The sequence below is a fragment of the Rhodoblastus acidophilus genome (assembly GCF_009720655.1).
Classification (GTDB): Bacteria; Pseudomonadota; Alphaproteobacteria; order Rhizobiales; family Beijerinckiaceae; genus Rhodoblastus; species Rhodoblastus acidophilus_A.
The window spans coordinates 373,724-400,021 of sequence record NZ_WNKS01000001.1; the positions used below are offsets into that span (position 1 = coordinate 373,724).

Annotated in this window: 22 protein-coding genes; 5 read left to right on the forward strand and 17 right to left on the reverse strand. The window is 65.2% G+C overall.

What is annotated here, in order from left to right; translation table 11 throughout:
- The first annotated feature begins 273 nt into the window (after positions 1 to 273).
- On the forward strand, positions 274 to 1,881 hold the full coding sequence (locus GJ654_RS01760) for an inorganic phosphate transporter (RefSeq protein WP_155444364.1): 1,608 nt from the start codon (positions 274 to 276) through the stop codon (positions 1,879 to 1,881).
- 196 nt (positions 1,882 to 2,077) lie between these two features.
- Here the strand turns inward: GJ654_RS01760 and ppk2 are convergent, their stop codons facing one another.
- The 7 genes from ppk2 to GJ654_RS01795 all read right to left on the reverse strand — a co-directional run bounded on the left by ppk2 (position 2,078) and on the right by GJ654_RS01795 (position 10,113).
- Complete coding sequence (ppk2, locus tag GJ654_RS01765) at positions 2,078 to 3,004, reverse strand: polyphosphate kinase 2 (protein ID WP_155444365.1); 927 nt, start codon at positions 3,002 to 3,004, stop codon at positions 2,078 to 2,080.
- An 80-nt stretch (positions 3,005 to 3,084) separates the two neighbouring features.
- On the reverse strand, positions 3,085 to 4,812 hold the full coding sequence (locus tag GJ654_RS01770; RefSeq protein ID WP_155444366.1) for a SulP family inorganic anion transporter: 1,728 nt from the start codon (positions 4,810 to 4,812) through the stop codon (positions 3,085 to 3,087).
- Positions 4,813 to 4,881: 69 nt separating this feature from the next.
- Positions 4,882 to 6,324, reverse strand: a complete 1,443-nt coding sequence (locus GJ654_RS01775; RefSeq protein ID WP_155444367.1) for a carbohydrate porin — start codon at positions 6,322 to 6,324, stop codon at positions 4,882 to 4,884.
- Positions 6,325 to 6,327: 3 nt separating this feature from the next.
- Complete coding sequence (locus tag GJ654_RS01780; RefSeq protein WP_155444368.1) at positions 6,328 to 7,035, reverse strand: MgtC/SapB family protein; 708 nt, start codon at positions 7,033 to 7,035, stop codon at positions 6,328 to 6,330.
- A gap of 30 nt (positions 7,036 to 7,065) precedes the next feature.
- Complete coding sequence (locus GJ654_RS01785; RefSeq protein WP_155444369.1) at positions 7,066 to 7,962, reverse strand: cation diffusion facilitator family transporter; 897 nt, start codon at positions 7,960 to 7,962, stop codon at positions 7,066 to 7,068.
- A 141-nt stretch (positions 7,963 to 8,103) separates the two neighbouring features.
- On the reverse strand, positions 8,104 to 9,735 hold the full coding sequence (locus GJ654_RS01790; RefSeq protein WP_155444370.1) for an NRAMP family divalent metal transporter: 1,632 nt from the start codon (positions 9,733 to 9,735) through the stop codon (positions 8,104 to 8,106).
- 174 nt (positions 9,736 to 9,909) lie between these two features.
- Complete coding sequence (locus GJ654_RS01795) at positions 9,910 to 10,113, reverse strand: hypothetical protein (protein ID WP_155444371.1); 204 nt, start codon at positions 10,111 to 10,113, stop codon at positions 9,910 to 9,912.
- Between the two features lie 409 nt (positions 10,114 to 10,522).
- On the opposite strand from GJ654_RS01795, the gene GJ654_RS01800 reads away from it, so the two are divergent.
- Entirely contained in the window at positions 10,523 to 12,451 is a 1,929-nt protein-coding gene (locus tag GJ654_RS01800; protein WP_155444372.1) for a potassium transporter Kup, read from the forward strand.
- Here the strand turns inward: GJ654_RS01800 and GJ654_RS01805 are convergent, their stop codons facing one another.
- The 6 genes from GJ654_RS01805 to kdpF all read right to left on the reverse strand — a co-directional run bounded on the left by GJ654_RS01805 (position 12,452) and on the right by kdpF (position 20,526).
- Positions 12,452 to 13,138: a response regulator gene (locus GJ654_RS01805; RefSeq protein WP_155444373.1), complete on the reverse strand. Its 687-nt coding sequence runs from the start codon at positions 13,136 to 13,138 to the stop codon at positions 12,452 to 12,454. It abuts the gene before it with no gap.
- The gene (locus GJ654_RS01810; protein ID WP_155444374.1) at positions 13,135 to 15,816 is read right to left on the reverse strand and encodes a sensor histidine kinase; all 2,682 of its coding nucleotides are present in this window, start codon (positions 15,814 to 15,816) and stop codon (positions 13,135 to 13,137) included. The genes GJ654_RS01805 and GJ654_RS01810 overlap by 4 nt, the downstream gene beginning before the upstream one ends.
- 3 nt (positions 15,817 to 15,819) lie before the next feature.
- Positions 15,820 to 16,416: a potassium-transporting ATPase subunit KdpC gene (gene kdpC / locus GJ654_RS01815; RefSeq protein ID WP_155444375.1), complete on the reverse strand. Its 597-nt coding sequence runs from the start codon at positions 16,414 to 16,416 to the stop codon at positions 15,820 to 15,822.
- Between the two features lie 157 nt (positions 16,417 to 16,573).
- Positions 16,574 to 18,703: a potassium-transporting ATPase subunit KdpB gene (gene kdpB, locus GJ654_RS01820; protein WP_155444376.1), complete on the reverse strand. Its 2,130-nt coding sequence runs from the start codon at positions 18,701 to 18,703 to the stop codon at positions 16,574 to 16,576.
- 11 nt (positions 18,704 to 18,714) lie between these two features.
- The gene (gene kdpA, locus GJ654_RS01825) at positions 18,715 to 20,424 is read right to left on the reverse strand and encodes a potassium-transporting ATPase subunit KdpA (protein WP_155444377.1); all 1,710 of its coding nucleotides are present in this window, start codon (positions 20,422 to 20,424) and stop codon (positions 18,715 to 18,717) included.
- Positions 20,425 to 20,439: 15 nt separating this feature from the next.
- Positions 20,440 to 20,526, reverse strand: coding sequence for a K(+)-transporting ATPase subunit F (gene kdpF, locus GJ654_RS21650; protein ID WP_155444513.1), 87 nt, complete (start codon positions 20,524 to 20,526; stop codon positions 20,440 to 20,442).
- Positions 20,527 to 20,982: 456 nt separating this feature from the next.
- On the opposite strand from kdpF, the gene GJ654_RS01835 reads away from it, so the two are divergent.
- Together GJ654_RS01835 and GJ654_RS01840 are read left to right on the forward strand one after the other, a co-directional pair.
- On the forward strand, positions 20,983 to 21,795 hold the full coding sequence (locus GJ654_RS01835) for a uridine kinase (protein WP_155444378.1): 813 nt from the start codon (positions 20,983 to 20,985) through the stop codon (positions 21,793 to 21,795).
- A gap of 12 nt (positions 21,796 to 21,807) precedes the next feature.
- Entirely contained in the window at positions 21,808 to 22,629 is an 822-nt protein-coding gene (locus GJ654_RS01840) for a molybdenum storage protein subunit alpha (RefSeq protein ID WP_155444379.1), read from the forward strand.
- 370 nt (positions 22,630 to 22,999) lie between these two features.
- Here the strand turns inward: GJ654_RS01840 and GJ654_RS01845 are convergent, their stop codons facing one another.
- The 4 genes from GJ654_RS01845 to GJ654_RS01860 form a co-directional block, all read right to left on the reverse strand.
- The gene (locus GJ654_RS01845; protein WP_155444380.1) at positions 23,000 to 23,746 is read right to left on the reverse strand and encodes a M15 family metallopeptidase; all 747 of its coding nucleotides are present in this window, start codon (positions 23,744 to 23,746) and stop codon (positions 23,000 to 23,002) included.
- An 88-nt stretch (positions 23,747 to 23,834) separates the two neighbouring features.
- Complete coding sequence (locus tag GJ654_RS01850; protein WP_155444381.1) at positions 23,835 to 24,368, reverse strand: cytochrome b; 534 nt, start codon at positions 24,366 to 24,368, stop codon at positions 23,835 to 23,837.
- A gap of 28 nt (positions 24,369 to 24,396) precedes the next feature.
- A complete protein-coding gene (locus GJ654_RS01855; protein WP_155444382.1) occupies positions 24,397 to 24,849 on the reverse strand; it encodes a hypothetical protein in 453 nt (150 codons plus the stop codon).
- Positions 24,846 to 25,313 (reverse strand): MarR family winged helix-turn-helix transcriptional regulator, encoded by a 468-nt coding sequence (locus GJ654_RS01860; protein WP_246664529.1) that lies wholly within the window; start codon positions 25,311 to 25,313, stop codon positions 24,846 to 24,848. The genes GJ654_RS01855 and GJ654_RS01860 overlap by 4 nt, the downstream gene beginning before the upstream one ends.
- 309 nt (positions 25,314 to 25,622) lie before the next feature.
- On the opposite strand from GJ654_RS01860, the gene greA reads away from it, so the two are divergent.
- Complete coding sequence (greA, locus tag GJ654_RS01865; RefSeq protein WP_155444384.1) at positions 25,623 to 26,105, forward strand: transcription elongation factor GreA; 483 nt, start codon at positions 25,623 to 25,625, stop codon at positions 26,103 to 26,105.
- The last annotated feature ends 193 nt before the right edge of the window (positions 26,106 to 26,298 follow it).

Genomic DNA, 26,298 nt, shown 5'->3' on the forward strand with positions numbered 1-26,298 from the left:
CTTGGATCGTCCGATGAGCGTCAGCGTCCTTGGAGCGTTTTCGAGCGAAGTGGATGCCGGTTCGCGTGAAGAAAACGCGTAGAAACAAAAAACGAGCGCCCGTTGGGTGAAAGAGAGTTCACCGAACGGACTCCAGCCAGAGTTGTCGGGTTAAATGACGGTTTGACGACAGCGCCACGCCTCCGCCCTGCGACAAATGCGACCCAGCGTCATCTCGATGTGATCTTGGCGACATATGCGCTCAGGCTTAGTCCCTGGAGGAGAGAGTTTGTCATGACAGTCGCGTCGTCGATCCCGGCCGAACCGGACGCAATCAGGCCCAATCTCGACCGTCCCGCGGAGCCCAAAACCGTCTGGGCGATGATCGCTATCGGCTTGGGCGGCCTGGCTTTTGCAGCATGGTCGATCTATTCCGATCTCGGTCCCAACGCCCCCGTGGCGAAACTCTGGCCGTTTATGTTGCTTGGCCTCGCGCTGGTGATCGCGCTGGGCTTCGAATTCGTCAACGGTTTTCACGATACCGCCAATGCGGTCGCGACCGTCATCTACACGCATTCGCTGCCGGCGTCCTTCGCCGTGGCGTGGTCCGGCCTCTGGAACTTTTTGGGCGTTCTCACCTCCAGCGGCGCCGTCGCCTTCGGCATTATTTCGCTGCTGCCGGTCGAACTGATCCTGCAGGTCGGCTCCGACGCCGGCTTCTCCATGGTGTTCGCGCTGCTGATCGCCGCGATCATCTGGAATTTGGGAACCTGGTGGTTCGGCCTGCCTGCCTCCTCCTCGCACACGCTGATCGGCTCGATCATCGGCGTCGGCGTCGCCAACGCGATTCTGCGCGGACGCGACGGCACCTCGGGCGTGGACTGGGGCAAGGCCACCGAGATCGGCTATGCGCTGCTGCTGTCGCCTTTGGTCGGCTTCCTCTGCGCCTTCGGCTTGCTGCTGCTCATGAAATTCCTGGTGCGCAAGAAGGAGCTTTATGAGGCGCCCAAGAGCCAGACCAAGCCGCCGCTGTGGATCCGCGCGCTGCTGATCTTCACCTGCACCGGCGTGTCCTTTGCGCACGGATCGAACGACGGCCAGAAGGGCATGGGCCTGATCATGCTGATCCTGATCGGCACCGTGCCCACCTCCTACGCCTTGAACAAGTCGCTGCCGGCGAGCCATGTCGCGCAATTCGCGCAGGCCTCGACCGAAGCGTCAAAAGTCGTGGACGCCAAGGCCTCCGGCTACGCCATCATCGGCGATCCCCGCCCGGCGGTGACCGCCTATATTTCGCAGCACAAGATCACCGAGGGCACGTATCCGTCGCTGTCGGTGCTGATCAAGGATATTTCGAAACAGGTCGAAACCTATGGTTCGATCGCGCAGGCGCCGTTCGAGCAGGTCGGCAACATTCGAAACGACATGTATCTGACCTCCGAGGCGATCCGCTTCCTGATGAAGGACAAGGCCGCGGAGCTTTCGGCCGCCGAGAGCGCCGCGCTGAAAACCTACAAGGGCTCGATCGACCAGGCGACGAAATTCATCCCGAACTGGGTGAAGATCGTGGTCGCCATCGCGCTGGGCCTCGGCACCATGGTCGGCTGGAAGCGCATCGTCGTCACCGTCGGCGAAAAGATCGGCAAGAGCCATCTCACTTATGCGCAGGGGGCTTCGGCCGAGATGGTCGCCATGGGCACGATCGGCGCCGCCGATGCGTTTGGCCTGCCGGTCTCGACCACGCACGTGCTGTCGTCGGGCGTGGCGGGAACCATGGCGGCCAATGGTTCGGGATTGCAAATGGCGACCATTCGCAATCTCGCCATGGCCTGGATCCTGACCCTGCCGGTGGCGATGCTGCTGTCGGGCTCGCTCTACTGGCTGTTCCGCTCCATCTTCTGATACGGTTTCCGCAAGATCGCTTCGCGATCCGCGAAAACGACATCGCGCGGAAATCCTCCAGGCAAAGGGCGGATTTCCGCGCGAGCGGAATACGATTTCCGAACTGATCGTTCGGAAATCGTATGACAACGTCTGGACAAACAACAGGCCGCCGCGACAGTGTCGCGGCGGCCTTTTTCGTTTCCTGTTCGTGGCGTCAGAACAGCTTCGGGACGTACATCTGTTCCGGGATCGGTTCGCGGGAATAGTCGGGGTGATGGGTTCGCGCCGGCAAATCGATCTCGGGATGAACGACCTCGGCGTAGGGAAATTGCGTCAGCAAATGCGAGATGCAGTTGAGGCGCGCGCATTTCTTGTCGTTGGCCTCGATGACCCACCAGGGCGCTTCGGGAATGTGGGTGTGCTCCAGCATGGATTCCTTGGCCTTGGTGTAGGCCTCCCAGCGCACCCGCGACTGCAGGTCCATCGGGCTGAGCTTCCATTGCTTCAGCGGATCGTGGATGCGCATCTGGAAGCGGAAATGCTGCTCGTGATCGGTGATCGAGAACCAGTATTTTATCAGCTTGATGCCTGAGCGCACCAGCATCCGCTCGAACTCGGGCGCGCTGCGGAAGAACTCCTCCACGTCGTCCTCGGTGCAGAAGCCCATGACGCGCTCGACGCCGGCGCGGTTGTACCAGGAGCGGTCGAACAGCACGAGCTCGCCGCGCGCCGGCAGATGCGGAACGTAGCGCTGGAAGTACCATTGGCCCTTTTCCCGCTCGCTCGGCGCGGGCAAAGCGACCACGCGGCAGACGCGCGGATTGAGGCGCTGGGTGATGCGTTTGATGACGCCGCCCTTGCCGGCGGCGTCGCGGCCCTCGAAAATGATCACGGCCTTTTCGCCGTTCGCCTGAATCCAGTCCTGCAATTTGACGAGTTCGCGCTGGAGCCGGAACAGCTCCTTGAAATAGACCGAGCGCTTGAGGGTCGAGACCTCCGGATGGTCGCTGGCGTCGTCGAGCAGGTGGGCGAGACGCTCGTCGTCGATTTCCTCTTCGAGCTCCTCGTCGAAACTGTCGAGAATTTCCGCACGGATGCGCGCGGCGTTTTCGGGCTTTTGGTGATTACGATCCTTGGTCATTCACGTCTCTCGGTTGGGTCGCGTCGGAACTCAGCATCGCCGCATTGCAAAATGATGACGCGGAGCTCGATAGATGCGCCTCAAGACGCGCCGTCCTCGCGATCGTCCCAGTCCACCTTGTGACGATCGAGATAGGCGCCGACCGCCGCGCTGATCGTCGGAAAGAACGAGGGCTCGCCGATCTGGTCGAAGATGCCGAAGCGCTTCAGCTTGTCCTTCACCGGCCCCTTCAGCTCGGCGAAACACAGTTTGACGCCCGCGTCCTGCAATTCCCTGTCCAGATCGGACACGGCGTCGGCGGCGGTGACGTCAACGCTGGTCACCGGCTCCGCCGCGATCACCAGCCAGCGCGCCGGACTGGGCGCCTGCGCGACGGCCGCCAGCGCGCGCTCGCGAAAAAATTCGCCGTTGGCGAAAAACAGCGGCGCGTCCCAGCGGAACAGCACCAGCCCCGGGATTTGGCGCGCCTCGGGATGGCGAGACATGTCGTGATAGCCCTTGAGGCCCGCCGCGCGCCCGAGGATGGCGTAATGGGGCCTCCAGCCGTCCCAAAGGAATTCGATCACCGCCGCCACGACGGCGAGGCAGATGCCGGGAATGACGCCGAGCACGGCGACGCCCGCGAAGCAGGCCATCGACAGCCAGAACTCCCATTGCTGGATACGATAGATCCGCGCCAGATCCCCGATCTCGAACAGGCCGATCGCGGAGGCGATCACGACGGCGGCCAAGGCCGATCTGGGGAGGTTTTCGAGCAGGTTCGGCGCGAACACCAGCAGTGCGGCCACGCCCAGCGCGCCGACGACGCCGGCGAGTTGCGTTCGCGCGCCAGCGGCCTCCGCCACCGGCGTGCGGGACGAACTGCTGCTGATGGGAAAGCCCTGAAAGAATCCCGCCGCGAGATTGGCCGCGCCGAGCCCGATCATCTCCTGGTTGGGATCCACCCTTTGCTTCAGTCGCGCGGCATAGGCGCGCGAGAGGACGCTGGTGTCGGCGAACGAAACCATGGCGACGGCGAAGCCGCCGGCGATCACCGGGCCGAGCGCCTCGGCGCCCAGGGTCGGAACGGCGAATTGCGGCAGGCCGCGCGGCAGCGGCCCGAGCACGGCGACGTTATGGGCGTCGTCGAGGCCGAAGCCAGCGACGATCGCGGTCGCGGCGGCGACGGCGATCAGGACGGCCGGAATGTTTTTGAAGTTCTTCAGCGCGAGAACGATCGCGAGCGCGCCCGCTCCGAGCGCGAAGGCGAACCAATTGATTTTTCCGGCGGCGAGGGCGGCGGCGATGGTCTCCACCTTTTCGAAAAGTTCGCCGCCGCCTCCCGGAAAGCCGAAAAGTTCGGGCAGTTGGCTGACAAGCACCGTCAAGGCGATGCCGTTCATGTAGCCGTAGCGGATCGGCTTGGAGAGAAGTTCGGTGACAAAGCCGAGCCGCGCGACGCCGGCGACGATGCAGACGAGGCCGGACACGACGGCCATGGCGCTCGCGAGCGCGATGGCGCGGGCCGGATCGCCGGCGGCGAGCGGAGCGATCACGCCGAGGATGATGGCGGCCAGCGAGGAGTCGGGACCCAGCACGAGGATGCGGCTGGGGCCGAACAATGCGTAGGCGAGCAAGGGAACGATGGTGGCGTAGAGCCCGTAAATGCCCGGTACGCCCGAGGCGACGGCGTAGGCGACGCCGACGGGCGCCAGCATGGTCGCCAGGACGAGCCCCGCGACCAGATCGCTGGCCAGCCATGAGGCTTGATAGTCTCGGACCATGGACAACCCGGGCGCCCGGCGCAGCCAGGCCGGTTCCTTCAGCATGATCCGCCCTCCCAAACCGGATGGTGCGTCCGCACGGCTCGGCCGTCAACGGCGCCGCGTCGCCAATCGTCAATACTGGATGGTCGTGCGCACGCCGACGACGAGGGCGTTGGGGATGGGCCGAAGCGGATCGTGCGGGTCTGCGCCGCCCCCGGGGTGGATGACGTATTGAAGGCTTGGCTGCACAAGAAGGCCCGTGGCCGCCTTGTAGGAATAGGTGGCTTCGAGGATCGACTCGAACGTGTGCGCTGGCCGCCGCTGGCCGAGGAAAAAATTGGCGTCGAGGTCGGCGGCGCGCGCGGCGGGACTGACACGCGCAAACGTCGCCAAAAACGCGAATTGATCGGCGGGACGATCCGGAACCATGCCCTGGAAGGAGAGGCCGCCGTCGGCGTAAAAATCGATGATGTTGCGGTCGGGCGGCGCCCAGGCGATACGTCCGAAGGCGAAAACCCCATCGTCCGTCTTGTCGGGCTTTTGCAACACCTGCCGGTCCAGAACGCCATAGACCGAGAAATCGCCGCTATGCTGAAGCGGCGCGCCGCTGCCGTTGGGGTCCCAGATGGAGCGGCCGTCGCTTGAAAAGCGTTCGTCGGCGAAGCGGCCGAAATGGCTCCAGGCTCCGATCCTCAGAGTGCCGGGAGCCGTGTCCGCGCCATATTTGATTTGCGCCTCGGCGATGGCGAAAGGCGCGTCCATGATGCGGAAATTGAGCCCGTATGGGTTGCGCTTCTGCGGATCGCCGACCCCGGGCCCGGCCGGATCGCCGTTGAACACGGCGGCGAGCAGAGCGACGCTCTCACTCGGCGTGATTTTCAAGCGCGCCGCCGGCGTGGCGAAGGGATAGACGACGCCGCCGCCCGGAAGGTTGGCGGTCGCGATCGGCGGCCAGCCAAATGTTCCGCCAATGCCGATTCCCAGATAGGGCGAGAGGAAAAACTCGCTGTCAACCGCAAGCTGGCCGATTCGGAGCGACAGCCAGTCGGTGAGTTTCTGTTCGACCCAGACCTCGTTGAGCCGGGTGGTGGCGAGCGCCTCGATGTCCGAAACCGCGGCGTACGAACCGATGAAGGCGCCCGTCAGGCCGACGCCGTGAATCTGATATGTCGAGACCTGGAACAGCGCGCCCTTCCAGCCCGTGAGCGGCTCGGGATCGAAGTTCGCGACCGCCTGAACGCGGCCGATATAGGCCGGACCCGTTTTCAAGCCGCCCGAAACATTCGCCATGGGATCGGACTGGTAGGTGAATGCGAAGGTCAGGCCCTTTTTGGCGAGAGCTGGCCGCAGCCCGTTCCAGCTCGCCAGAGGCTCGGGCAGCAGCGCGCCGACGGACTGCTGGCCGATGTTGGCGGCGGAGGACAAAGGCGTGTTGACGTCGTCGGCGGCGTCGCGCTGGGAGGCTTCTTGAGCCGAGGCGGCGGTCGTCATTCCGAGCGCGACGACAAGCGCCGTCCGCCGCGTTTCGCGCAAGCAGCGGGCGCTCAGATGAAAAAGGGCGGGCCGGAATTTCACCGCTCATTCCTCCGCGTTCGACGACCAGCTCGCGTGTGACACGCGGGGCGAGGCCGCGAGCTTTTCCGCCGCCGCGTCCAGTTCCGTCGGCTCCACCGCCGTGCTGACGAGGGTGGCGACGACTTCCGTGATCTCGTCGGAGCGTTCGACCACTTCGACATCCCGGATTGGGTAGCTGGCCGCCTCCAGCACTTCGATGAGGCGGTCGCGCACTTCGCCGACATGCTCGGCTTCGGTCATCACATGCACTTCGTAGGTGGCTTCCGATGTCCGCTCGTCGAACGGCGCGCGGTTGATGGCGTCGACCAGCGGCCGCAGCAGCGTATTGCCGGCCAGCACCGCCGCCGTCACGATGGCGGCCTCGACCACGAGGCCGTATCCCGAGAGCGCGCCGATCGCCGCGGAGCACCAAAGCGTCGCGGCGGTGTTGAGGCCCCAGACCTTGCTGCCCTCCTTCATGATCGCGCCGGCGCCGAGAAAACCGATGCCGGACACGACATAGGCGGCGATCTGCGCCGCGCCGGTGGAGCCGTTGATGCGGAACCCAAGCGAGACGAAGGTCGCCGCGCCCACGGCGACCAGGACATTCGTTCGCAGGCCGGCGCTGCGCTGGCGATATTGCCTCTCGGCGCCGATCAGCGTCGCCAGGACAAAGGCGACCGCGACGCTGATCGTCAAATCCATCGCCGGTCCGATTTCGAATTTGATCATGATTTCGCCCTTTGCGGGTCCTGTGGGTCGCTACGAGGCGGAAGCCAACCGCCGATCGGTCGTCTCGGCCTTGTCGTGGGGCTCGACATGGATGGTCACGACGGTTTCGAGCAGGGCCTCCTTCAAGGCGGCTTCGATCCGGTCGCAGATTTCATGCGAGCGGGCGACGGTCATGTCTCCGGCAACCAGGAGATGAAGGTCGATGAACGTGACCTTGCCGGCATAGCGCGTGCGCAGGTCGTGAAACGCGATCGCGTCCCGGGCGTGATCGGCGAGAATTTTTCGAATGGCGACAAGCTGGTCCTCCGGCGCGGTCTCATCCAGGAGGCTTCCGGAATTTTCCCTAAAAACCTCCCAGCCGCTCCACAGCACGTGGAGCGCGACGAGGCCGGCGATCACGGCGTCGAGAACCTGGATGCCGGTGACGACCACCATGCCGACGCCCACCACCACGCCGGCCGAGGTGACGACGTCGGCGAACAGGTGTTTTCCGTCCGCGACCAGAGCGGGGGAATGGTGTTTTCGGCCCTGCCGGATCAGCACCGCGCTCCAGACCGCGTTGAGGACGGTCGCGACGGTGCTGATCCCCACGCCAAGCAGCGGCGCGTCGATCGGCTTTGGCGCGAGAAGGCTTTTGTAGGCTTCGTGGAGAATGGCGACGCCGGCGAGCACGATCAGAACGCCGACGACGACGGCGGATATGTATTCGGCCTTGTGATGGCCATAGGGATGCTTTTCGTCCGCCGGTTGGGCGGCATAGCGGATCGCGGCGATGGCCGCGATGGCCGTCACGACGTTGATGACGCTTTCCAGCGCGTCGGAGAACAGCGCGACGCTGCCGGTGACGTACCAGGCGAAGCCCTTGATCAGCAGCACGATCAGGCTGACCGCAAGGCTGCCCAAAGCGATTTTTCGGGAAAGGGGCATGTGACATCAACTTCCGTCTGGAGCGCTGAATACAGATTTGCGCGCATCATTGATCGATGTCGATGCGCCGGGAATGTTTCGGATTCATGACAGCCGGGACTTCGCGCCCCGGCCGCGTGCTTCAGAGAAGGGCTTCCGGCGTCACTGCGCCGTGAGCGCCAGCGCCACGATCCGCCACAGCACCAGTCCGCCAGCGATGACCAGGTAGAGGCGCAGCACGATCATCCACAGCCGCGACGCCTTGGAAAGACGCGCCGGCGGGAGTTTGTACAGCGGCGGCATCCGCCAGGTGGCGCGGAGTTGGGGATCGATCTTTTTCATGGTTTCCCCCTTGCTCCTCAGTACGAACGTCGCGAGGGCGCCGAGCAGGGTCAAGAGTCCGCCGCCGCCAAGGATCGCCAGGATGAAAGTTTCATCGGCGGCGTCCGGCAGCATCACGGACGCGGTCAGGATGATCGACAGGATCACAAGGGCGCCGATCACCGCGCTGGTGAAGACATTGAGCCAGCGTCCGTTGACCCAGGGGCCGAGCACGTCCTTGTCGTTGCACAGCAGCAGCAGGAACACGGTGGCGGAGGGCAGCAGCACGCCCGCGAGCGTCTGCACCGCATTGGTCAGCAGGCCGAGCGGCGCGCCGGGGGTGAGGACGAGACCGGCGGCGAGGACGATCAGGCCGAAATAGACCACATAAAACCCCTTGGCGTCCGAGGGTTTCCTGTGCAGCGAGTGTTTGAGCGACAGCACGTCGCCGAGCGCGTAGGCCGTGGACAGCGACACGGCGGAAGCGCCGATGATGCAGGCGTCGATCAGGGCGATGGCGAACATCACGCCGACAGCGCGGCCCGCGTGCTGCTCAAGGCCCGTCGCGACCGCGCCCGCGTCGGTGAAATTGCCGAACTCCGGCTTGCCCGCGAAGGCGGCGGCGGTGAAGGCCATCATGGCGACGGCGCCGATGATCACCAGCACGATGCCGAGCCACAGGTCGGCCCTTTCATAGGCCATGAAGCGCGGCGTGATGCGCTTGTCGATGACATAGCTCTGCTGGAAGAACAGCTGCCAGGGCGCGACGGTCGTGCCAACGATGGCGATGATCAGCAGCATGACGTCGCTGAGTTTTCCTTCCGGCACTTGCGGCGTGACGAAATCGCGCGCGAGTTGAGCCATCGGCGGATGGATCGCCAGAAACACGGGAATGAGCAGCAGGCTGCCGGCGACCAGCGCCATGGAAAAGCGCTCGAAGCGGCGGAAATCACCGGTGCTCGCCGCCGCCATGATCAGGATCGCGGACAGGGACACGCCAAGGGCTTTTGAGACGCCGAGATAATTCAGCGCCAGGGCGATGCCGATGAACTCGGTGACGATGGTCAGGGCGTTGAGCAGGAACAGGTCGATGACCGAAAACGCGCCCCAGAATTTGCCAAAGCGCTCCAGGATCAGCCGGGCGTGGCCGACGCCGGTGACCGCGCCGAGGCGCAGCACCATTTCCTGGTTCACATAGAGCACGGGGATGAGCAGCAGCAGCGTCCACAGCAGGGTCGTGCCGTAGTTCTGGCCGGCTTGCGTGTAGGCGCCGAACGCGCCGGCGTCATTGTCGCCGACCATGACGATGAGGCCCGGACCGATAATGGCGAGCAGGGTTTGCAGGCGATGGCGCCAGTTTTGGCGGGGGCCGTGGTCGTGATGCAGGATTGTGCCGAAGGCGCCGCGGATGTGGCCGACGTGCTTGTCGTCGAGCACGGCGCCGACGTTGGGCCGATCGATAGTGGCGTTCATTTTGATCTCCTGGCGGCGCGCCTCGGCGCCGGCCAGGAGCGACCCGCGTCGCTACGCGCCGAAGCCGCGCCTGAGGCGCGCCGGTTGCTTTGCGATTGAGATTTTCAGGGAATCCGCCCCCGCGAGCGCGGAGACGGAGCGACTAGGGCCGTCGTTCAACAGGGTCTCCAGTGGTTAGGCGGCGAACCGCAATCGGGACGAGGGCGGCTCCGCGCCTTGCAGGCAGGCTTCGCCGGCTTCGGGGCGCCAGCGCGCGACCAGACGGCCGGACGCGTCGCGCGTCCAGCGGCAGGTCAGGCGCGGCTTAGCAGCGCCCGCGAATGCGGAACGGATCTGGGGGCGACGCAGGTCGCCCTTGCTGGGGAAGTTTACAATCATGTCTCGCCTCCGGCTTCGGGCCGGACGGCGAGCGACACATGGCGTTAACGCCTGGCGTCCCTCACGCGGCCGGCGCCGCGAGCCCTTCACGATGTTGCGGCGAGGCTTTCCCGCTTCGCGCCGGGATCGCTCCGCCTAAGGGAGTACTGCCCATGTGTCCTTGACTTGGGTTGGGAAAACGGCGGGCCGACAGCCAGCCGATGAAACGCCTCTGCGCTCGAAAGTTCTTGCTGTCAAGAGGGACACGGAATCCGTCGCGGAACGCGCGGAAGATGGAGCTTGCGATCTTTATGATTTCCTTATTCCGGGGCAATACATTCCATATCGAATCCTTATTCGGTTCGGCGCGACTGTGCGGCGCAATCGATTGCGACGGCCACGCCACTGGCCTGACTGACGGGATGTGTTGATGTCGCAAGACACCGTGGAGCCTTCCATTTCCGACGCTTCGACGCCCTCGCAGTCGCCCGTCGCCCCGAATCATCGCCCCGATGGCTTCTGGACCATGATTCTCGGCTCCATGGGCGTGGTTTATGGCGATATCGGCACCAGCCCGCTCTACGCCCTGAAAACCGCGCTCGACCACATGAAGACCGATGGCGTCGTGGAATCCGAGGTGATCGGCGTCGTCTCGCTGCTGATCTGGGCGCTGTTCATCACCGTCACGTTCAAATATGTGTTCTTCCTGATGCGGGCGGACAACAAGGGCGAGGGCGGTACGCTGTCGCTGATGGCGCTGGCGCGAAAATCCTTCGGCGGAAACTCGAAGATCATCTTCCTGCTCGGCGTCGCCGGCGCCGCCCTGTTCGCGGGCGACGCGGTGATCACCCCGGCCATTTCGGTGCTGTCGGCCGTCGAGGGCCTGAATACGGCGTCGCCGGCCTTCCAGCCCTATGTGCTGCCGATTTCCGTCGTCATCCTCGTGTCCCTGTTCTTCGTGCAAAGCGTGGGAACGGCGCGGGTGGCGGCTTTCTTCGGTCCGGTCATGGTGGTGTTCTTCGGCCTGCTCGCCGGGCTCGGCGTCGCGCATATCGCCGACGCGCCGCGGATTCTGAGCGCCTTCAACCCGCTGCTCGGCCTGGGTTTCCTATTCGGCCATGGCGCGACCGGTTTTGTCACCCTGGGCCTCGTCTTTCTCGCCGTGACCGGGGCGGAAGCGCTTTACGCCGACATGGGCCATTTCGGCAGAAAACCGATCCAGATCGCCTGGCTGGTCTTCGTCCTGCCGGCGCTGATCTGCAACTATCTGGGACAGGGCGCGCTGGTGCTCATGGACCCCGAGGCGGTGAAAGATCCCTTCTACCTGATGGCGCCGCAATGGGCGCTGATCCCCTTCGTCGTGCTCGCGACGGTGGCGACGATCATCGCCTCGCAGGCGGTGATCACCGGCGCCTTCTCGCTGTCGCGGCAGGCGATCCAGCTCGGGCTGCTGCCGCGCCTGGAGATCCAGCACACCTCCGCCAGCACCGAGGGGCAAATCTATGTCCCGCGCGTGAACAAGACGCTGCTCATCGGCGTGCTGATGCTGGTGTTCATGTTCCGCAGCTCCGAGAATCTCGCCAACGCCTATGGCATAGCGGTGACCGGGACCATGCTGGTCACCACCAGCCTCGCCTTTTTCGTGGTGTGGAAATTGTGGCGCTGGCCCTTGTGGCTCGTCGTTCCCGTGATCGGCTTCTTCCTGACGGTCGACCTCGCCTTCCTGGCGGCCAATCTCATCAAGGTTTTCGAGGGCGGCTGGGTTCCGCTGACCATGGGCGCGCTGGCCATGGTGGTGATGTGGACCTGGGTGCGCGGCACGGACCTGCTGCGCCAGAAGACCCAGCGCGATTCCATTCCGACCGTGGATCTCATCCGCATGCTGGAGAGGTCCAAGGCGGAGCGCGTCGCCGGCACGGCGGTGTTCCTCACCGGCGACCCCAATGTGGCGCCGTCGGCGCTGATGCACAATTTCAAGCATAATAAAGTGGTGCACGAGCGGGTGTTGATCATGAACATCGTCACCGAGCCCATGCCGCGCGTGGCGGAAGCCAATCGGTTCGAGATCGAGAAGCTTTCCAGCGATTTCCTGCGGGTCACTCTGCATTTCGGCTTCATGGAAAGTCCGCGCGTGCCCGCCGCCATGGCGCTGATGCGCAAGGCTGGCTACAAGTTCGACATCATGACGACGTCGTTCTTCTTGGGAAAGAGGACGCTCAAGACCTCGCCGGCGTCGGGCATGCCGCAATGGCAGGACAAGCTTTTTGTCACCCTGTCGAAGCAGTCGGCCAACGCCACGGATTTCTTCTCGATTCCTTCGGATCGCGTGGTCGAACTGGGCGCCCAGGTGACGATCTGATCATTCGGCCGCGCACAGGCGGTAGCCGACGCCGGCCTCGGTCTGGATCAGGCGCGGCGAGTCCGGCGAGGGCTCGATCTTGGCGCGGAGCTGGCCGACGAAGACGCGCAGATATTGCGTGTCCTCGGCATGCGCTTGTCCCCAGATCTGGGTGAGGATCTGCTTGTGCGTCACCACCTTTCCGGCATGGCGCACCAGGATGGCCAGCAGGTCGAATTCCTTCGGCGTCAGTTTTATCGGCGCGCCATTGCGGTTGACCAGCCGTCGCTCGAGATCGACGCTGAGACCCTCCACCTCGAAATGGCTGATCTCCTTCTCGTTGCGCGCGGCGTGGCGCAAGGCCGCGCGCAGACGCGCCATGAACTCGCCGATGGCGAAAGGTTTTTCCACATAGTCGTCGGCGCCGAGATCGAGCGCGGCGATTTTTTCGGCTTCGCGGTCGCGCGCGGAAAGCACGATCACCGGGGCTTGCGAAAACTGCCGGGCCTGCGCCAGCACGTCCTTGCCGTCCATGTCGGGCAGGCCGAGGTCGAGCACGATCAGGTCGGGCGCGGCGGTGGCGATCAGATGCAGCGCCTGCCGTCCGTTCTCGGCCGTCAGCACGTCGTAGCCGCTCGCCGCGAGCGCCGGTTTGAGGAAACGGTGGATCGGAGCCTCGTCGTCGATGACCAGGATGCGCGCATTCATGTCGATTCCACCTTCATCCGCGCCGCCGGGAAGCGCAGCAGGATGCGGGTTCCGCGCCGGCGCGCCGCCGGGCTCTGCGCTTCGATCGTTCCGCCCATGGCCTCCACCAGGCCCTTGCAGATCGACAGGCCAAGGCCGGTGCCGGCCTTGCGGCCGTCCGCGCGCCCGCCCCGGTAGAATTTTTCGAAGATGCGGGAGAGATCGGCCGGCTTGACGCCCGGCCCGTCGTCGGTGACGCTGATGACCACAACTTCGCCCTCCGACCGCGCGTGGATGATGGCGCCAGCTTCGCCGCCATATTTATGCGCGTTGTCGAGCAGGTTGAACAGGACCTGTTCCAGCATCTGGGCGTCGGCGCGGATGAAGGGAAGATCGCGCGCCACGCTGGTTTCGATCCTGAAGCGGGGAAAGGTTTTTTTGATGCGCTCGGCGGCGGCGCGCACACTGTCCGCAGGCTCGATATAGTCGCGGCGCAATTTGAGCGCGCCGGATTCGATGCGCGACATGTCCAGCAGATTGGCGACGAAGCGGGCCAAACGCGCCGTTTCCTCCTCGATCGAGGCGAGCAGGTCGTCGCGGTCGCGCTCGGGCATTTGCGCGCCGAACTGCCGCAACGTGGTCACCGCGCCGGTGATCGAGGACAGCGGCGTGCGCAGGTCGTGCGACAGCGACGACAAAAGCGTGGTGCGCAGTTTTTCGTTGTCCTCCAGCGCGGCGGCGCGCACCGCCTCGCCGATCAGCAGCGAGCGGTCGATGGCGAGCGCCATCTGTTCCAGCAGCGCCGCGAGTTCGCGCTCCTGTTCCGGCGAGAGCGGCGCTTCGGTGGATTTCGGGACGAAGCCGCAGACGCCGACCGCGCCGCGCGGGCTCAGGAGAGGGCGGAATTGCATGGCGAGATTGGGCAGGGTGTTGGTGCGCCAGCCGGAAAATTCCTGCTTTTCGAACGCCCATTGCGCGGCGCTGATCTCGCCCGCCGACAATTCCCGGTCCGGCGGCCATGCGGACTGGAGCTGGACCTCGCCCTCCTGGGGAAGCAGCAGCACGACCGGGCCGCCCTGGGCGCGATGCAGATGGGTCACCGAGGCCCACAGCACGTCGTCGAGCCGCGCCGCGCCCGCGAGCTTGCGCGAAAAATCATAAAGCGAGGCGATGTTTTGGGCGCGCTGGCTCGCCGCCTTCGCCTGATCGTGGACGCGCCCCGCCAAAGATCCGGTCAGCACCGCGACGATCAGGAACACCAGCAGCGAAAGCACTTCCTGCGGTTCGGCGACCGTAAACGTGTGGACCGGCTGGATGAAGAAGAAATTGTAGGCGAGAAAAGAGATAAAGGAGGCGGCGACCGCCGACCATAGCCCAAAAGTCGCCGAGCAGCCGAGCACGGCCAGCAGGAACACCATGGAGAGATTGGGGAGGTCGAGGGCCAGCGTCAGGGCCTGGCCGACGCCCACCGCCAGGGTCACCGCGACGGCGGCGGCGCCGAGGCCGGTCCAAAGCCTGGCCGGCCGGACAACCGCAAGGGCGCGCTTCTCGGGCGGCGGTTCGGGCGTGTTGACGACGTGAAGGGCGATGTCCGGCGCCTGGTCGGCAAGAGCGGCGACAAACCCCGCGCCGGTGAGGCGCCGCCACAGCGATTTGCGCGGGCGGCCCACCACGATCTGGGTGACGTTTTCGCGGCGGGCGAGACGCAGGATTTCGCCGACCTTTTCGGGGGCGATCAGCCGCCGCGTGTCCGCGCCCAGCCGCTCCGCCAGATGCAGGGCGGAGTCGAGGCGCTTCAGCCGCGCGGGGTCGGTCTCCTCGTGGCCCGGCCGTTCCGCATGGACCACGATCCAGGCGGCGTTGAGCCGCGTCGCCAGCCGGCCCGCGGCGCGCACGACGATTTCCGCCCCCTTGTCCGCACCGACGCACACCAGCAGGTAGTCGGAGGTTTCCCACGGCCCCTCGATGGCGTTCTGGCGGAGGTAGTTGACCATCTGGTCGTCGACCCGGTCGGCGGTGCGGCGCAGCGCCAGTTCACGCAAGGCGGTCAGATTGCTCGGGGTGAAAAATTTTTGTGTGGCGCGTTTCGCCGTCTCGGGCAGATAAACCTTGCCTTCGTTCAGACGCTCGATCAATTCCGCCGGCGTGATGTCCACCAGCACGACGTCGTGGGCCTTCTGCAACACGCTGTCGGGCACGGTTTCCCGCACCACGACGCCGGTGACGCGGCTGACCACATCGGCGAGGCTTTCGAGGTGCTGGATGTTGAGCGCCGTCCAGACGTCGACGCCGGCATCCAAGAGGTCCTCGACGTCCTGCCAGCGCTTGGGATGGCGGCTTTCCGGCGCATTGGTGTGCGCGAGTTCATCCACCACGATCAGCTTCGGCGCACGGGCGAGCGCGGCGTCGAGGTCGAAGTCTTCGATTTTTCGCCCACGGTGCTCCACGACGCGCCGGGGCAGCATGTCGAGGCCTTCGGTGAGGGCCGCGGTTTCCGCGCGGCCATGGGTCTCGATCAGGCCGATCAGGACGTCCTGCCCCTCCGCCTTGAGCCGGCGGGCGTTCTGCAACATGGCGTAAGTCTTGCCAACGCCGGGCGCCGCGCCAACAAACACTTTGAGGCGGCCACGCCGCCCGTCCTCCGTCAGCGCCAGCAGCGCGTCCGGATCGGGGCGGCGGTCTCGGTTTGGGTCGTTCATGCCCTATTCTAACGCATCCAGAGCCAGATTCAGCTTGAGAACGTTGATGTGCGGCTCGCCGATCAGCCAGAGCCAGCGTCCGCTGGTTTGCGCCTCGACAAGCGCGCGCAGCCGGGCTTCGTCCATTCCGCGCGCCCTGGCGACGCGCAAAACCTGCGCCAAGGCGTTTTGCTGCGAAATATCGGGATCGAGGCCGGACGCCGAGGTCGTCAGCGCGTCGGCGGGAAGGGGCCCCTGCCAGCCCGCCGCGCGCTTGGCCTCCGCCGCCGCCTGGACCCGATCGATCAGGGTTTTGGAGGTCGGGCCGAGATTGGAGCCGGAGGAGTTCGCCGCGTTATAGGGCGCGTCGATGGTCTTGGTCGGGTCCTGCGGGTCGGGCGCGCTGGTCGCCGAGGGCCGCGGCTGGAAGAAGCGGTCGTCAGCGAAATTCTGGCCGATCAGCGCGGAGCCGATCGGCTGGCCATCGCGCAAGATCAGGCTGCCCTCGGCCTGCCTCGGGAAAACCACGGAAGCGACGCCGGTGAGGGCAAGCGGGTAGACGAGCCCGGTCAGCGCCGTGAACAGCAGCAGCAGGACCAGGGCGGGACGGAAATGAGACATGGCGTACTCCTTATGATGGGCGGGCGGCTGCCTTCTCCCCTTGCGGGAGGAGGTGGCCCCGAAGGGGCCTGACGAGGGGTTTCCCCGCGTGCCCCCTCATCCGTCTCGGCGCTGCGCGCCGATCCCCTTCTCCCGCAAGGGGAGAAGGATCGTCGCCTTACGCCAGATGCATTCCGGCGACCGCGAGGTCGATCAGCTTGATGCCGATGAACGGCGCGATCAGCCCGCCGAGGCCGTAGACAGCCAGGTTGCGCCGCAGCAGGGACGCCGCGCCCACGGCGCGGTACTTCACCCCCTTCAGCGCCAGCGGGATCAGGGCGACGATGATCAGGGCGTTGAAGATCACCGCCGAGAGGATCGCCGATTGCGGCGAGGCGAGATGCATGATGTTGAGCGCGCCGAGTTCCGGATAGGTCGCGGCGAACAGCGCCGGCAGGATGGCGAAATATTTCGCCACATCGTTGGCGATGGAGAAGGTGGTGAGCGAGCCGCGCGTCATCAGCAGCTGCTTGCCGATCTCCACCACTTCGATCAGCTTGGTCGGGTCGCTGTCGAGATCGACCATGTTGCCCGCTTCGCGCGCGGCCTGCGTGCCCGTCTGCATGGCGACGCCGACATCGGCCTGGGCGAGCGCGGGCGCGTCGTTGGTGCCGTCGCCGCACATGGCGACGAGGCGGCCGCCGGTTTGCTCTTTACGAATGAACTTCAGCTTGTCCTCGGGCGTCGCCTCAGCCAAAAAATCGTCGACGCCGGCCTCGGTGGCGATGGCGGCGGCGGTGAGCGGATTGTCGCCGGTGATCATCACCGTCTTGATGCCCATGGCGCGCAGCTCGGCGAAACGCGCCTTGATGCCGGGCTTGACCACGTCCTTGAGGTGGATGAGGCCGAGCAATTGGCTGTTCGCCACCGGAGCCGCCTGGGCGCCGACGGCCTGCGCCGGCGCGGCGGGCGGGAAAAATTCGGCCACGGCGAGCGGCGTGCCGCCGGCGCGGCTGATGCGGTCCACGGTGGTGCGGAATTCGGCGGGCGCCTGGTCCAAGGCAAGGCCAGAGAATTTCAGCACCGAATCCACCGCGCCCTTGCGAAGCCCGCGTTCGCCCAGATCGACGCCGGACAGACGCGTCTGCGCGGCGAAGGGAACGACATGCATCGGTTGGTCGGCAAGGTTGGGTTCGCTCAGGCCGAACTCGGCTTTCGCCAGCGCGACAATGGAGCGGCCTTCCGGCGTCTCGTCGGCGAGGCTGGCGAGCAGCGCCGCTTCCGCCAGCCGGCGCGGATCGACGCCCGGCAAGGGCAGGAATTCCGTCGCCATGCGATTGCCGAAGGTGACGGTGCCGGTCTTGTCGAGCAGCAGCGTGTCGACGTCGCCCGCCGCCTCCACCGCGCGGCCCGAGGTCACCAGCACGTTGAAGCGCACCAGGCGGTCCATCCCGGCGATGCCGATCGCCGAAAGCAGGCCGCCGATGGTGGTCGGGATCAGCGTGATCAGCAGCGCCACCAGCACCACGACGGAGGGAACCGCGCCGGAATAGACGGCGAGGCCGTAGAGCGTGACGACCGCGATCAGGAAGATCAGGGTGAGGCCGGCGAGCAGAACGGACAGCGCCAGTTCGTTGGGCGTCTTCTGCCGCTCCGCGCCTTCGACCAATGCAATCATGCGATCGATAAACGTTTCGCCGGGCTGAGCGGTGACGCGCACCTTGATCCAGTCCGACAGAACGCTTGTGCCTCCGGTGACCGCCGAGCGGTCGCCGCCGGCCTCGCGGATCACCGGGGCGGATTCGCCGGTGATGGCGCTTTCGTTGACGGAAGCCACGCCTTCGACGATCTCGCCGTCCGAGGGGATGACGTCGCCGGCCTCGACGAGCACCACATCGCCGGGGAGCAGCGACAGCGCGCTGACCTTTTCCACCACCGCTTGCAGATGGTTTTCGCCCGTCGGATCGATCAGACGCTTGGCCATCGTATCGCTGCGGGTGGCGCGCAGGTTCGCCGCCTGCGCCTTGCCGCGTCCTTCCGCCAAAGCTTCGGCGAAGGTGGCGAACAGGACCGTGAACCACAGCCATAGGGCGATCTGCCCCGAGAAGAAGGGCGAGCCGGTTCCGTAAAAAAACGCGCGCAGCCACAGGATCGTCACCAGCGCGGCGACCACTTCTGTGACGAAAATCACCGGATTGCGCATCAGTTTTGCGGGGTTGAGTTTTTTGAACGCATCGCCTCCCGCCGTGAGCAGCAGCGCGGGATCGAACAGGGCCAGCGAATGGCGCGCTTCGGATTTCGCGGACATGGACAAAACTCCTAAAAAGTCTTTCCCCCGAGCATCAGGACGTGCTCGACGATGGGGCCAAGGGCGAGAGCGGGGAAGAACTGCAAGCCGCCGACGATGAGGATCACGCCGACGAGCAGGCCGACGAACAGGCCGCCATCGGTCGGGAAGGTCCCGAGGCCGGGCGCGCTCCTCTTCTTGGCGGCGATGGAGCCGGCCATGGCCATCACCGGGATCACATAGCCGAAGCGGCCCATCACCATGGCGATGCCGGTGGTGGTGTTGAACCAGGGCGTGTTGGCGCTGAGGCCGGCGAAGGCGGAGCCGTTGTTGCCAGCCGCCGACGTGTAGGCGTAGAGCAGTTCCGAAAGGCCGTGCGGGCCCTGATTGGCGAGGCTGCTCAGCGCCGAAGGCAGCACCGCCGCAACGGCGGAAAAGCCCAGGATCGCCAAGGGCAGGATCAAGACCGCCAGCATGGCGAGCTTGATCTCGCGCGCCTCGATCTTCTTGCCCAAGAATTCCGGCGTGCGCCCGACCATCAGCCCGGCGATGAACACGGAAAGCACCGCGAAAACCACCAGCCCGTATAGCCCGGAGCCGACGCCGCCCGGCAGGACCTCGCCGAGCTGGATGAGGAACATCGGGACGAAGCCTCCCAGCGGGGTGAGCGAGTCATGCATGGCGTTGACCGCGCCGCAGGACAGGCCCGTGGTTACGGCCACGTAAAGCGCGGTCAGCGCCTGGCCGAAGCGCACTTCCTTGCCTTCGACATTGCCTTGCGCGGGATCGAGACCGAGGGCCGTCAGCATCGGATTCCCGGCGGTCTCGGCGATATAGACGACCGCGACGCCGCCGATGAGGATCACGCCCACGGCGCCGAGCAGCGCCCAGCCCTGCCGCTCGGCGCCCACCATCTTGCCGAACATGATCAGCAAGGCGGCGGAGACGGTGAGCATCGACCAGATTTGCAGGATGTTTGAAAAAGCGTTCGGATTTTCGAAGGGGTGCGCGGCATTGGCGTTGAAAAAGCCGCCGCCATTGGTTCCAAGCTGCTTGATCGCCTCCTGGCTGGCCATCGGTCCCATGGCGATGGTTTGTTTCGCGCCTTCCAGCGTTGTCGCATCCACGGCGCCGGTGAGCGTCTGCGGGACGCCTGTCGCGATGAAGGCGAGCGCGACGAGGATGGCGAGCGGCAGCAGCACATAGAGCGTTGCGCGGGTGAGATCGACCCAGAAATTGCCGAGCGTCGCCGCGCTCGCTCGCGAGAACGCGCGGGTGACCGCCAGCGCCAGGGCGATGCCGGTCGCGGCCGACAAGAAATTATGCACGGCGAGGCCGGCCATTTGAGAAAAATGGCTCATGGTGGTTTCGCCGCCGTAAGCCTGCCAGTTGGTGTTGGTGAGGAAGCTGATCGCCGTGTTGAAGGCGAGGTCCGGCGGGACCCCGTCGAAACCCTGCGGATTAAACGGCAGATACGCCTGCAATCGCAGGATCGCGTAAAGCGAGGCGAAGCCCAGCGCGGAAAATGTGAGCATGGCCAGCGTATAGGCGAGCCAGCTCTGCTCCCTGTCCGGCGCCACGCCGGCGAGCCGGTAAAAACCGCGCTCGATCCGGCCGAGGACCGGCGAGGCGAAGCTGCGCCGTCCCTCGAACACCGTGGCCATGTAAAGACCGAGCGGCCTGACCGCGACCAGCACGAGGCCGAGGACCAGGCCGATTTGCAGCCATCCGTTAAGTGTCATGGGAAGCTCCCAGGGTCAGAAGCGTTCGGGCTTGAGCAGCGCGAGAACGAGATAGGCGCTTAAGGCCAAAGCGACGAAGAGACCGGCGAGCGGTTCGAACATGGCCGCCTCCCTCAAGCGCGTGTGAGCGCGTGCGCGTAAAGCGCCATGACGCCGATCAGACTTAAGCCCAGAAGGATGAAAAGCGCGTCAGACATGGTTTCGCTCCTTTATGTCCATGGAGCGGAGAATGGCGCCGCGCGGCGTAAGGCTTCCATGTGGAAGGCGCCTCCCGCGAATAAGGAAAACGTAAAGATCGAGGCGGGCGCGTTAAAGTCGGCGGCCCGCGGGCTGGTCTGCGCCTGCGAGCGGTTGGCGTGATCCTGTTCCGGCGTCGGGTTCAGGTCGACGCCGGGCGTCTTTCTCCGCTGCCGCCGTCGCAATCGCAGCCTGGACTGTCATTCCTTCCGAAACCGGGAAAAAATACATGGATTTCGCGAATTGAGCGCAGCCCTCTTGAGCTGTACCCATTCGCCCAGCCAAACGCGACTTGAACGGAACACAATGAAAGGCGCAACAATGAGCAACACCAATTCGGAGCTTGAAACGCTCCTGATGCAGCGGTCGCTGACCGACGTCGAACTGCTGGCCGCGGCCAGCGCAGCGTCGAATTATCGCATCCTGCCCGACGCCACCGTGATCAAGATCGGCGGCCAGAGCGTGATCGATCGGGGGCGCTCCGCCGTCTATCCGCTGGTCGACGAGATCGTCGCCGTGCGCAAGAACCACAAGCTGCTGATCGGCACCGGCGCCGGCACCCGCGCCCGCCACCTCTATTCGATCGCGGCCGGCTTGAACCTGCCGGCGGGCGTGCTGTCGCAGCTCGGCTCGTCCGTCGCCGACCAGAACGCCGTCATGCTCGGCCAGCTCCTCGCCAAATACGGGATCACGGTTGTCTCGGGCGCGGGACTGTCGGCCATGCCGCTTTCGCTCGCCGAGGTCAACGCGGTCGTGTTCAGCGGCATGCCGCCCTACGCGATGTGGATGCGGCCGGCCGCCGAGGGTGTGATTCCGCCCTACCGCACCGACGCCGGCTGCTACCTGCTGGCCGAACAGTTCGGCTGCAAGCAGATGATTTTCGTCAAGGACGAAAACGGCCTCTACACCGCCAATCCCAAGACCGACAAGACCGCGACGTTCATTCCGAAAATCTCGGTCGACGAGATGAAGGCGAAGGGCCTGCACGATTCCATCCTGGAATTCCCCGTGCTCGACCTCATCCAGCAGGCGACGCATGTGCGCGAGGTCCAGGTGATCAACGGCCTCGTGCCCGGCAATCTCACCCGCGCGCTCGCCGGCGAGCACGTCGGCACCATCATCACCGCGAATTGAGAGACTGAGACCATGACCGACGCCATCAAGCACGTCTCTTCCGCGCTGGCGCGCCAGACCCTTCAGGACGCCAGCCTGACCCGCCCCGTCGCCGGGGTGCTCCCCATCCGCCTGCTGCCCTGGCTGCAAGTGGTCAAGATCGGCGGCCGCATCATGGATCGCGGCGCAAGCGCGATCCTGCCGCTGGTCGAGGAAATCCGAAAGCTGCTGCCGGAGCACCGGCTGCTGATTCTGACCGGCGCTGGCGTGCGTGCGCGCCACCTCTACGGCGTCGGCCTCGACCTCGGCCTGCCCGTGGGGTCGTTGTCCCCGCTCGCCGCCAGCGAAGCCGGCCAGAACGGCCACATCCTCGCCTCGATGCTGGCGCCGGAGGGCGTGTCCTATATCGAGCATCCGACCGTCGCCAGCCAGTTGGCGATCCATCTCGCCGCCGCCCGGGCCGTGGTGGGCAGCGCCTTCCCGCCCTATCACCACCATGAATTCCCGGGCTCGCGCATTCCCACCCACCGCGCCGATACCGGCGCCTTCCTGGTCGCCGACGCGCTCGGCGCGGCCGGCCTGACCATCGTCGAGGATGTGGACGGGATTTTCGACGCCGACCCGAACGGGGCGGACAGCGCCAAGGCGAAGCTGGTCAAGGACGTCAGCTTCGCCGAACTGGCCAAGGTTTCGGGCACGCTGCCGGTCGACCGCGCGATGCTCGATGTGATGGCGACGGCGCGCAACATCGACCGGGTGCAGGTGGTGAACGGCCTGATTCCCGGCCGCCTGACCGCCGCGCTGCGCGGCGACCACGTCGGCACCATCGTCCGCACCGGCGCGCGCGGCGCGTGAGCGCGGGGACTATGACGCCAAATTGGCCCCGCCGCGCTGGCGGGGCCAAGAAGGTCAGAACTTGACCGTCATGCCGCCATAAACCGTGCGCCCCAGGGCGGCGAGCGGCGTGTGCAGCAACGGGTTTGCGCCGGCCATCCAATCCGCGATGTCCACGCCGCCCAGCGGCGCGTAATAGAGCTGGTCGGCCAGGTTTTCGACGCCGACGTCGAAGCGCAGGTTTTGATATTCATAGGAGCTTGCGCATGTTGACGATGGCGTAGGCGGGCGTTTCCGGCTCCAGGCGCAGGCTTTGGACCTCGGTCTTGGCGATGGAGGCGCGCAACTCCACCGCGCTGGCGAGCCTGCCGCCTCGGCGATCAGCCGTGACTCATCGCGGCGGGATTTCGAAATCGAATTCCGACGCGAAGGGCGCATCGCGCAATTCGAAGTGCCACCATTCCATGGCGTAGGGCTTGAAACCGACCGACGCCATCAGCTCGCTCAGGAAGCGCCGATTGTCCGAAGCCGTCCGCGCGACCTCCGCATTGCCGACATTCGCCACGGGATCGAAACAGTCGTAACCCGAGCCGAAATCGATCGTCCCGTCGTCGAGTCGCTCCCCCTTGGGCAGAATGCAGGAGACGGATTTTTTCGCGGTCGAATCGAATGCGGCGCCAACGGCAATGATGCCGACATCCACCGTGCCGCCGAGCGAATGTCTTGATCGCGCGGCGATGTAGCCGAGCGGGACCAGTCGCGTCTTTTCGATGCGGGGGAAGAACTCGGCCTTCATCCGCTGGTCCGGGTCCGTGGTCCATCGCACGAAATCCCGGACGGCGCGCGCGGGCCGATAGCAATCCCAGACGATGAGAGACAGGTTTTGTCCGGCGAGCTTTTCCTGCGCCTTCTTCAGCGCGGCGGCGGCGGGTTCGGCGAGGACGCATTCCGCCGCGTGATAGCCATCGGCGGGACGCGCAAGAAAATTGTGCGAGCCGGCATATCGGATGTCCTGAACGATGCTCGGGTCGACATCGCGCAGATAGACAAAACCTTTTGGCAGGGGGGCGGCGCATCCGGCATCGCCAGCCAGCAGGCCGAACGCCAGTGTCCAGACGAAAGGGTTCTTGGTTTGCATGGAAGGCGCGACCTCAAGCGTCGATCATGGACAAACGCTATCCAACATTTGATCGCGCGCCAAGAAGGGGCGGCGCGCGACCAAAAACTCACCGCGCGAACCAGATGCGCCGGAAGGCGGCGTCGCGGCGAACAAAATGGTGGTAGAGCGCGGCGGCGACGTGGAGGCCGAGAAGCGCGACCAGGAGACGCGCGCCCAATCCATGCGGAACGCGCGGAGGGACGCGCCAGAAGTCGGGCAGGGCGGACACGTCCGTCGAAAAAATTTGCGACGCCGCGCCGGTGGCGACGGTCATGCCGACGCCGCTCGCGACCATGCCGAGAATAACCACATACAGCAGGACATGGACGATGCGCGCCAGTCGCTCCTGCAAGGGGGGGAAGCCAAGCGCCGCCGGCTTGGCGTCGAAGCTCAGCCACCACAGAATTCGAAACGCCGTCAGCGCAAGGACAACAAGGGCGACGGGCAGATGCAGGCGCAGCAGCGCGGCCTTGGCGGCGGGGTCGTGGAGGCCGGCGGCGCGGAACCCTGAATAGAGCAAGACCAGGATCAGCAGCGCGGAGAGCCAATGGATCGAAACCGCGACGGCGCCGTATCGGTCGGACGAACTTTTGATCGCCATGACAAAGATCCTTTGCGTTTGGAGACAATCATTTCACTTGACCCGGCGCGCCGAAGCGCCGGGTCAGCGCAAGACCGTCGCGGATGTTGAGGCCGAGCAGGGTGAGGTTGATCGCGCCGGCCAAGAGTTCGACGCCCTGAACAAGGGCAAAGGTTTGATCGAACACGCCCGCGCTCGCCCGCTGTTGCAGGAAAATCGCGCAGGGAACCAGCACGAGCAGGCCGTTCAAGGCGATGAAGGGCATCCGCCGCCGCTTCCCCGCAATGGTCGGATTCGCCGACGCGCCGCCGAGTTTGAAACCGCTGGCGCCGGCGAAGGCGATGGACGGGATCAGCAAGGCCAGGCCCCAGAGGATGGCGAGCTTGACCGCGGCGATCCTGGCGTGATCGCCGCCGAATTCGACGATGACCGTTGAGGTCCAGAACGCGAGGATGGTGATGAAGGCGATGATTCCGGCGATGGGGTGCAGTTTCCTGATCATTCGGAGCTCCTGTCATGGTCTTCCAGCCGCGCGCGCAGCGCGGCCAGGTTTTCCGTGGTTTGCTGAAGCCGATGCGCATCGAGCCAGGTCAGCAAGGCGTCGGCGACCGGAAGCCAGAGCGCGCTGGCTTTTTCGAAAACGTCCTCGCCGCGCGGCGTCATCACCACCAGCTTGGCGCGCTTGTGGGCGGGATTGGGTGCGAAGCCGACGAGGCCGGAGTCCGCGAGTTCATCGACAATTCGCTGCACGGACTGGCGCGCCAGCCCCATATTGTCGGCGAGGCGGGCGACGGGAAAGGTTCCGCCGCCGTGTGCGATCGACCCCAGGACCTGCCAGCGGGCGCTGGTCAGGCCGAGCGGCTTGACCAGGGCGTCGCCGAATTTGATCAGGGCGCCGTTGAGCCGGAAAATTTCCAGCGCAAGGGCGTTGGCGGGGTGGTCGAAGGGAGGTTTTGTCTCGATCATGACAGCGTACTGCCAAAATGGTAACATGCTGTCAATATGCGCGGCCGCGGATCATGCAGGCGCGGAGCCTCTTCCGCCGCGGCGACGGTCAGACGTGGTCGATGATGTCCGCAATGAATTGCCGCGCGATCGAGACGATCCGCCAATCGCCGGCGGGGCCGAGGACGCGGTCGTCACCGCTGGCGCGGCGCGCAGATTGTGGATCGCAAATCGCGGTGGCAATGAATAGATTGGCTGGAGGAAGCCCATCGAATTTTCTCTGGACCGCTGAAGCCCCATCCGGTTCGGCTGTCCTGAAAGGAGCCTGAGTTGAGCGTCGCCTTCACCAAGGAAGACAGTGCGGAAACCGCCTCGGAAACTTTGCTGCCCGACCGCCCGATTTCACCTCATCCCAACCTCGTCACGGCAAGGGGCTTGGCGGCGCTTGAGGCGCAACTCGAACAGGCGCGCGCGGCTTACGACGCCGCGCAGCAGATCGAGGATGTGAACGAGCGGCGGCGGCAGGCGGCCATCCCCTTGCGCGACATGCGCTATTTCGCGGCGAGAGTGCGGACCGCTCAGGTCGGGGCCGATCCCGTTTCGAGCGAGACCGTCGCCTTTGGCGGCACGGTGACGTTCCGACGCGAGGACGGCCGCGTGCAGACCTATCGCATCGTCGGCGAGGATGAAGCCGACCCCAAGTCCGGCTCCATGTCCTTTGTCGCCCCGGTGGCGAAGGTTTTGCTCGGCAAGAGCGTGGGCGACGAGGTCGGCGCGTCCGGTCAGGAGCTCGAAATCATCAAGATTTCCTAAGCAAACATGCGTTGATCGCCCAACGAATGTTTGCTTGGATTCCTTTGTTTTTGCAGGATTTTCATCCGAAAACCGGGGGCTGCTTTTCGGAAATCCTGCTTAGGGGCGGCGTTTCCGCGCGGCGAGGCCTCTCTTGCCTGTGGCGACAGGTCGCAGGATGGTTGCGGGGGAGACTTATTTCTTCGGTCCCGGA

Excerpts from the sequence above, each read along its gene's own strand:
- GJ654_RS01760 (WP_155444364.1), top strand. The coding sequence starts at position 274 with ATGACAGTCGCGTCGTCGATCCCGGCCGAACCGGACGCAATCAGGCCC.
- ppk2 (WP_155444365.1), bottom strand. The coding sequence starts at position 3,004 with ATGACCAAGGATCGTAATCACCAAAAGCCCGAAAACGCCGCGCGCATC.
- GJ654_RS01770 (WP_155444366.1), bottom strand. The coding sequence starts at position 4,812 with ATGCTGAAGGAACCGGCCTGGCTGCGCCGGGCGCCCGGGTTGTCCATG.
- GJ654_RS01780 (WP_155444368.1), bottom strand. The coding sequence starts at position 7,035 with ATGATCAAATTCGAAATCGGACCGGCGATGGATTTGACGATCAGCGTC.
- GJ654_RS01785 (WP_155444369.1), bottom strand. The coding sequence starts at position 7,962 with ATGCCCCTTTCCCGAAAAATCGCTTTGGGCAGCCTTGCGGTCAGCCTG.
- GJ654_RS01790 (WP_155444370.1), bottom strand. The coding sequence starts at position 9,735 with ATGAACGCCACTATCGATCGGCCCAACGTCGGCGCCGTGCTCGACGAC.
- GJ654_RS01795 (WP_155444371.1), bottom strand. The coding sequence starts at position 10,113 with ATGATTGTAAACTTCCCCAGCAAGGGCGACCTGCGTCGCCCCCAGATC.
- GJ654_RS01800 (WP_155444372.1), top strand. The coding sequence starts at position 10,523 with ATGTCGCAAGACACCGTGGAGCCTTCCATTTCCGACGCTTCGACGCCC.
- GJ654_RS01805 (WP_155444373.1), bottom strand. The coding sequence starts at position 13,138 with ATGAATGCGCGCATCCTGGTCATCGACGACGAGGCTCCGATCCACCGT.
- GJ654_RS01810 (WP_155444374.1), bottom strand. The coding sequence starts at position 15,816 with ATGAACGACCCAAACCGAGACCGCCGCCCCGATCCGGACGCGCTGCTG.
- kdpC (WP_155444375.1), bottom strand. The coding sequence starts at position 16,416 with ATGTCTCATTTCCGTCCCGCCCTGGTCCTGCTGCTGCTGTTCACGGCG.
- kdpB (WP_155444376.1), bottom strand. The coding sequence starts at position 18,703 with ATGTCCGCGAAATCCGAAGCGCGCCATTCGCTGGCCCTGTTCGATCCC.
- kdpA (WP_155444377.1), bottom strand. The coding sequence starts at position 20,424 with ATGACACTTAACGGATGGCTGCAAATCGGCCTGGTCCTCGGCCTCGTG.
- kdpF (WP_155444513.1), bottom strand. The coding sequence starts at position 20,526 with ATGTTCGAACCGCTCGCCGGTCTCTTCGTCGCTTTGGCCTTAAGCGCC.
- GJ654_RS01835 (WP_155444378.1), top strand. The coding sequence starts at position 20,983 with ATGAGCAACACCAATTCGGAGCTTGAAACGCTCCTGATGCAGCGGTCG.
- GJ654_RS01840 (WP_155444379.1), top strand. The coding sequence starts at position 21,808 with ATGACCGACGCCATCAAGCACGTCTCTTCCGCGCTGGCGCGCCAGACC.
- GJ654_RS01845 (WP_155444380.1), bottom strand. The coding sequence starts at position 23,746 with ATGCAAACCAAGAACCCTTTCGTCTGGACACTGGCGTTCGGCCTGCTG.
- GJ654_RS01850 (WP_155444381.1), bottom strand. The coding sequence starts at position 24,368 with ATGGCGATCAAAAGTTCGTCCGACCGATACGGCGCCGTCGCGGTTTCG.
- GJ654_RS01855 (WP_155444382.1), bottom strand. The coding sequence starts at position 24,849 with ATGATCAGGAAACTGCACCCCATCGCCGGAATCATCGCCTTCATCACC.
- GJ654_RS01860 (WP_246664529.1), bottom strand. The coding sequence starts at position 25,313 with ATGATCGAGACAAAACCTCCCTTCGACCACCCCGCCAACGCCCTTGCG.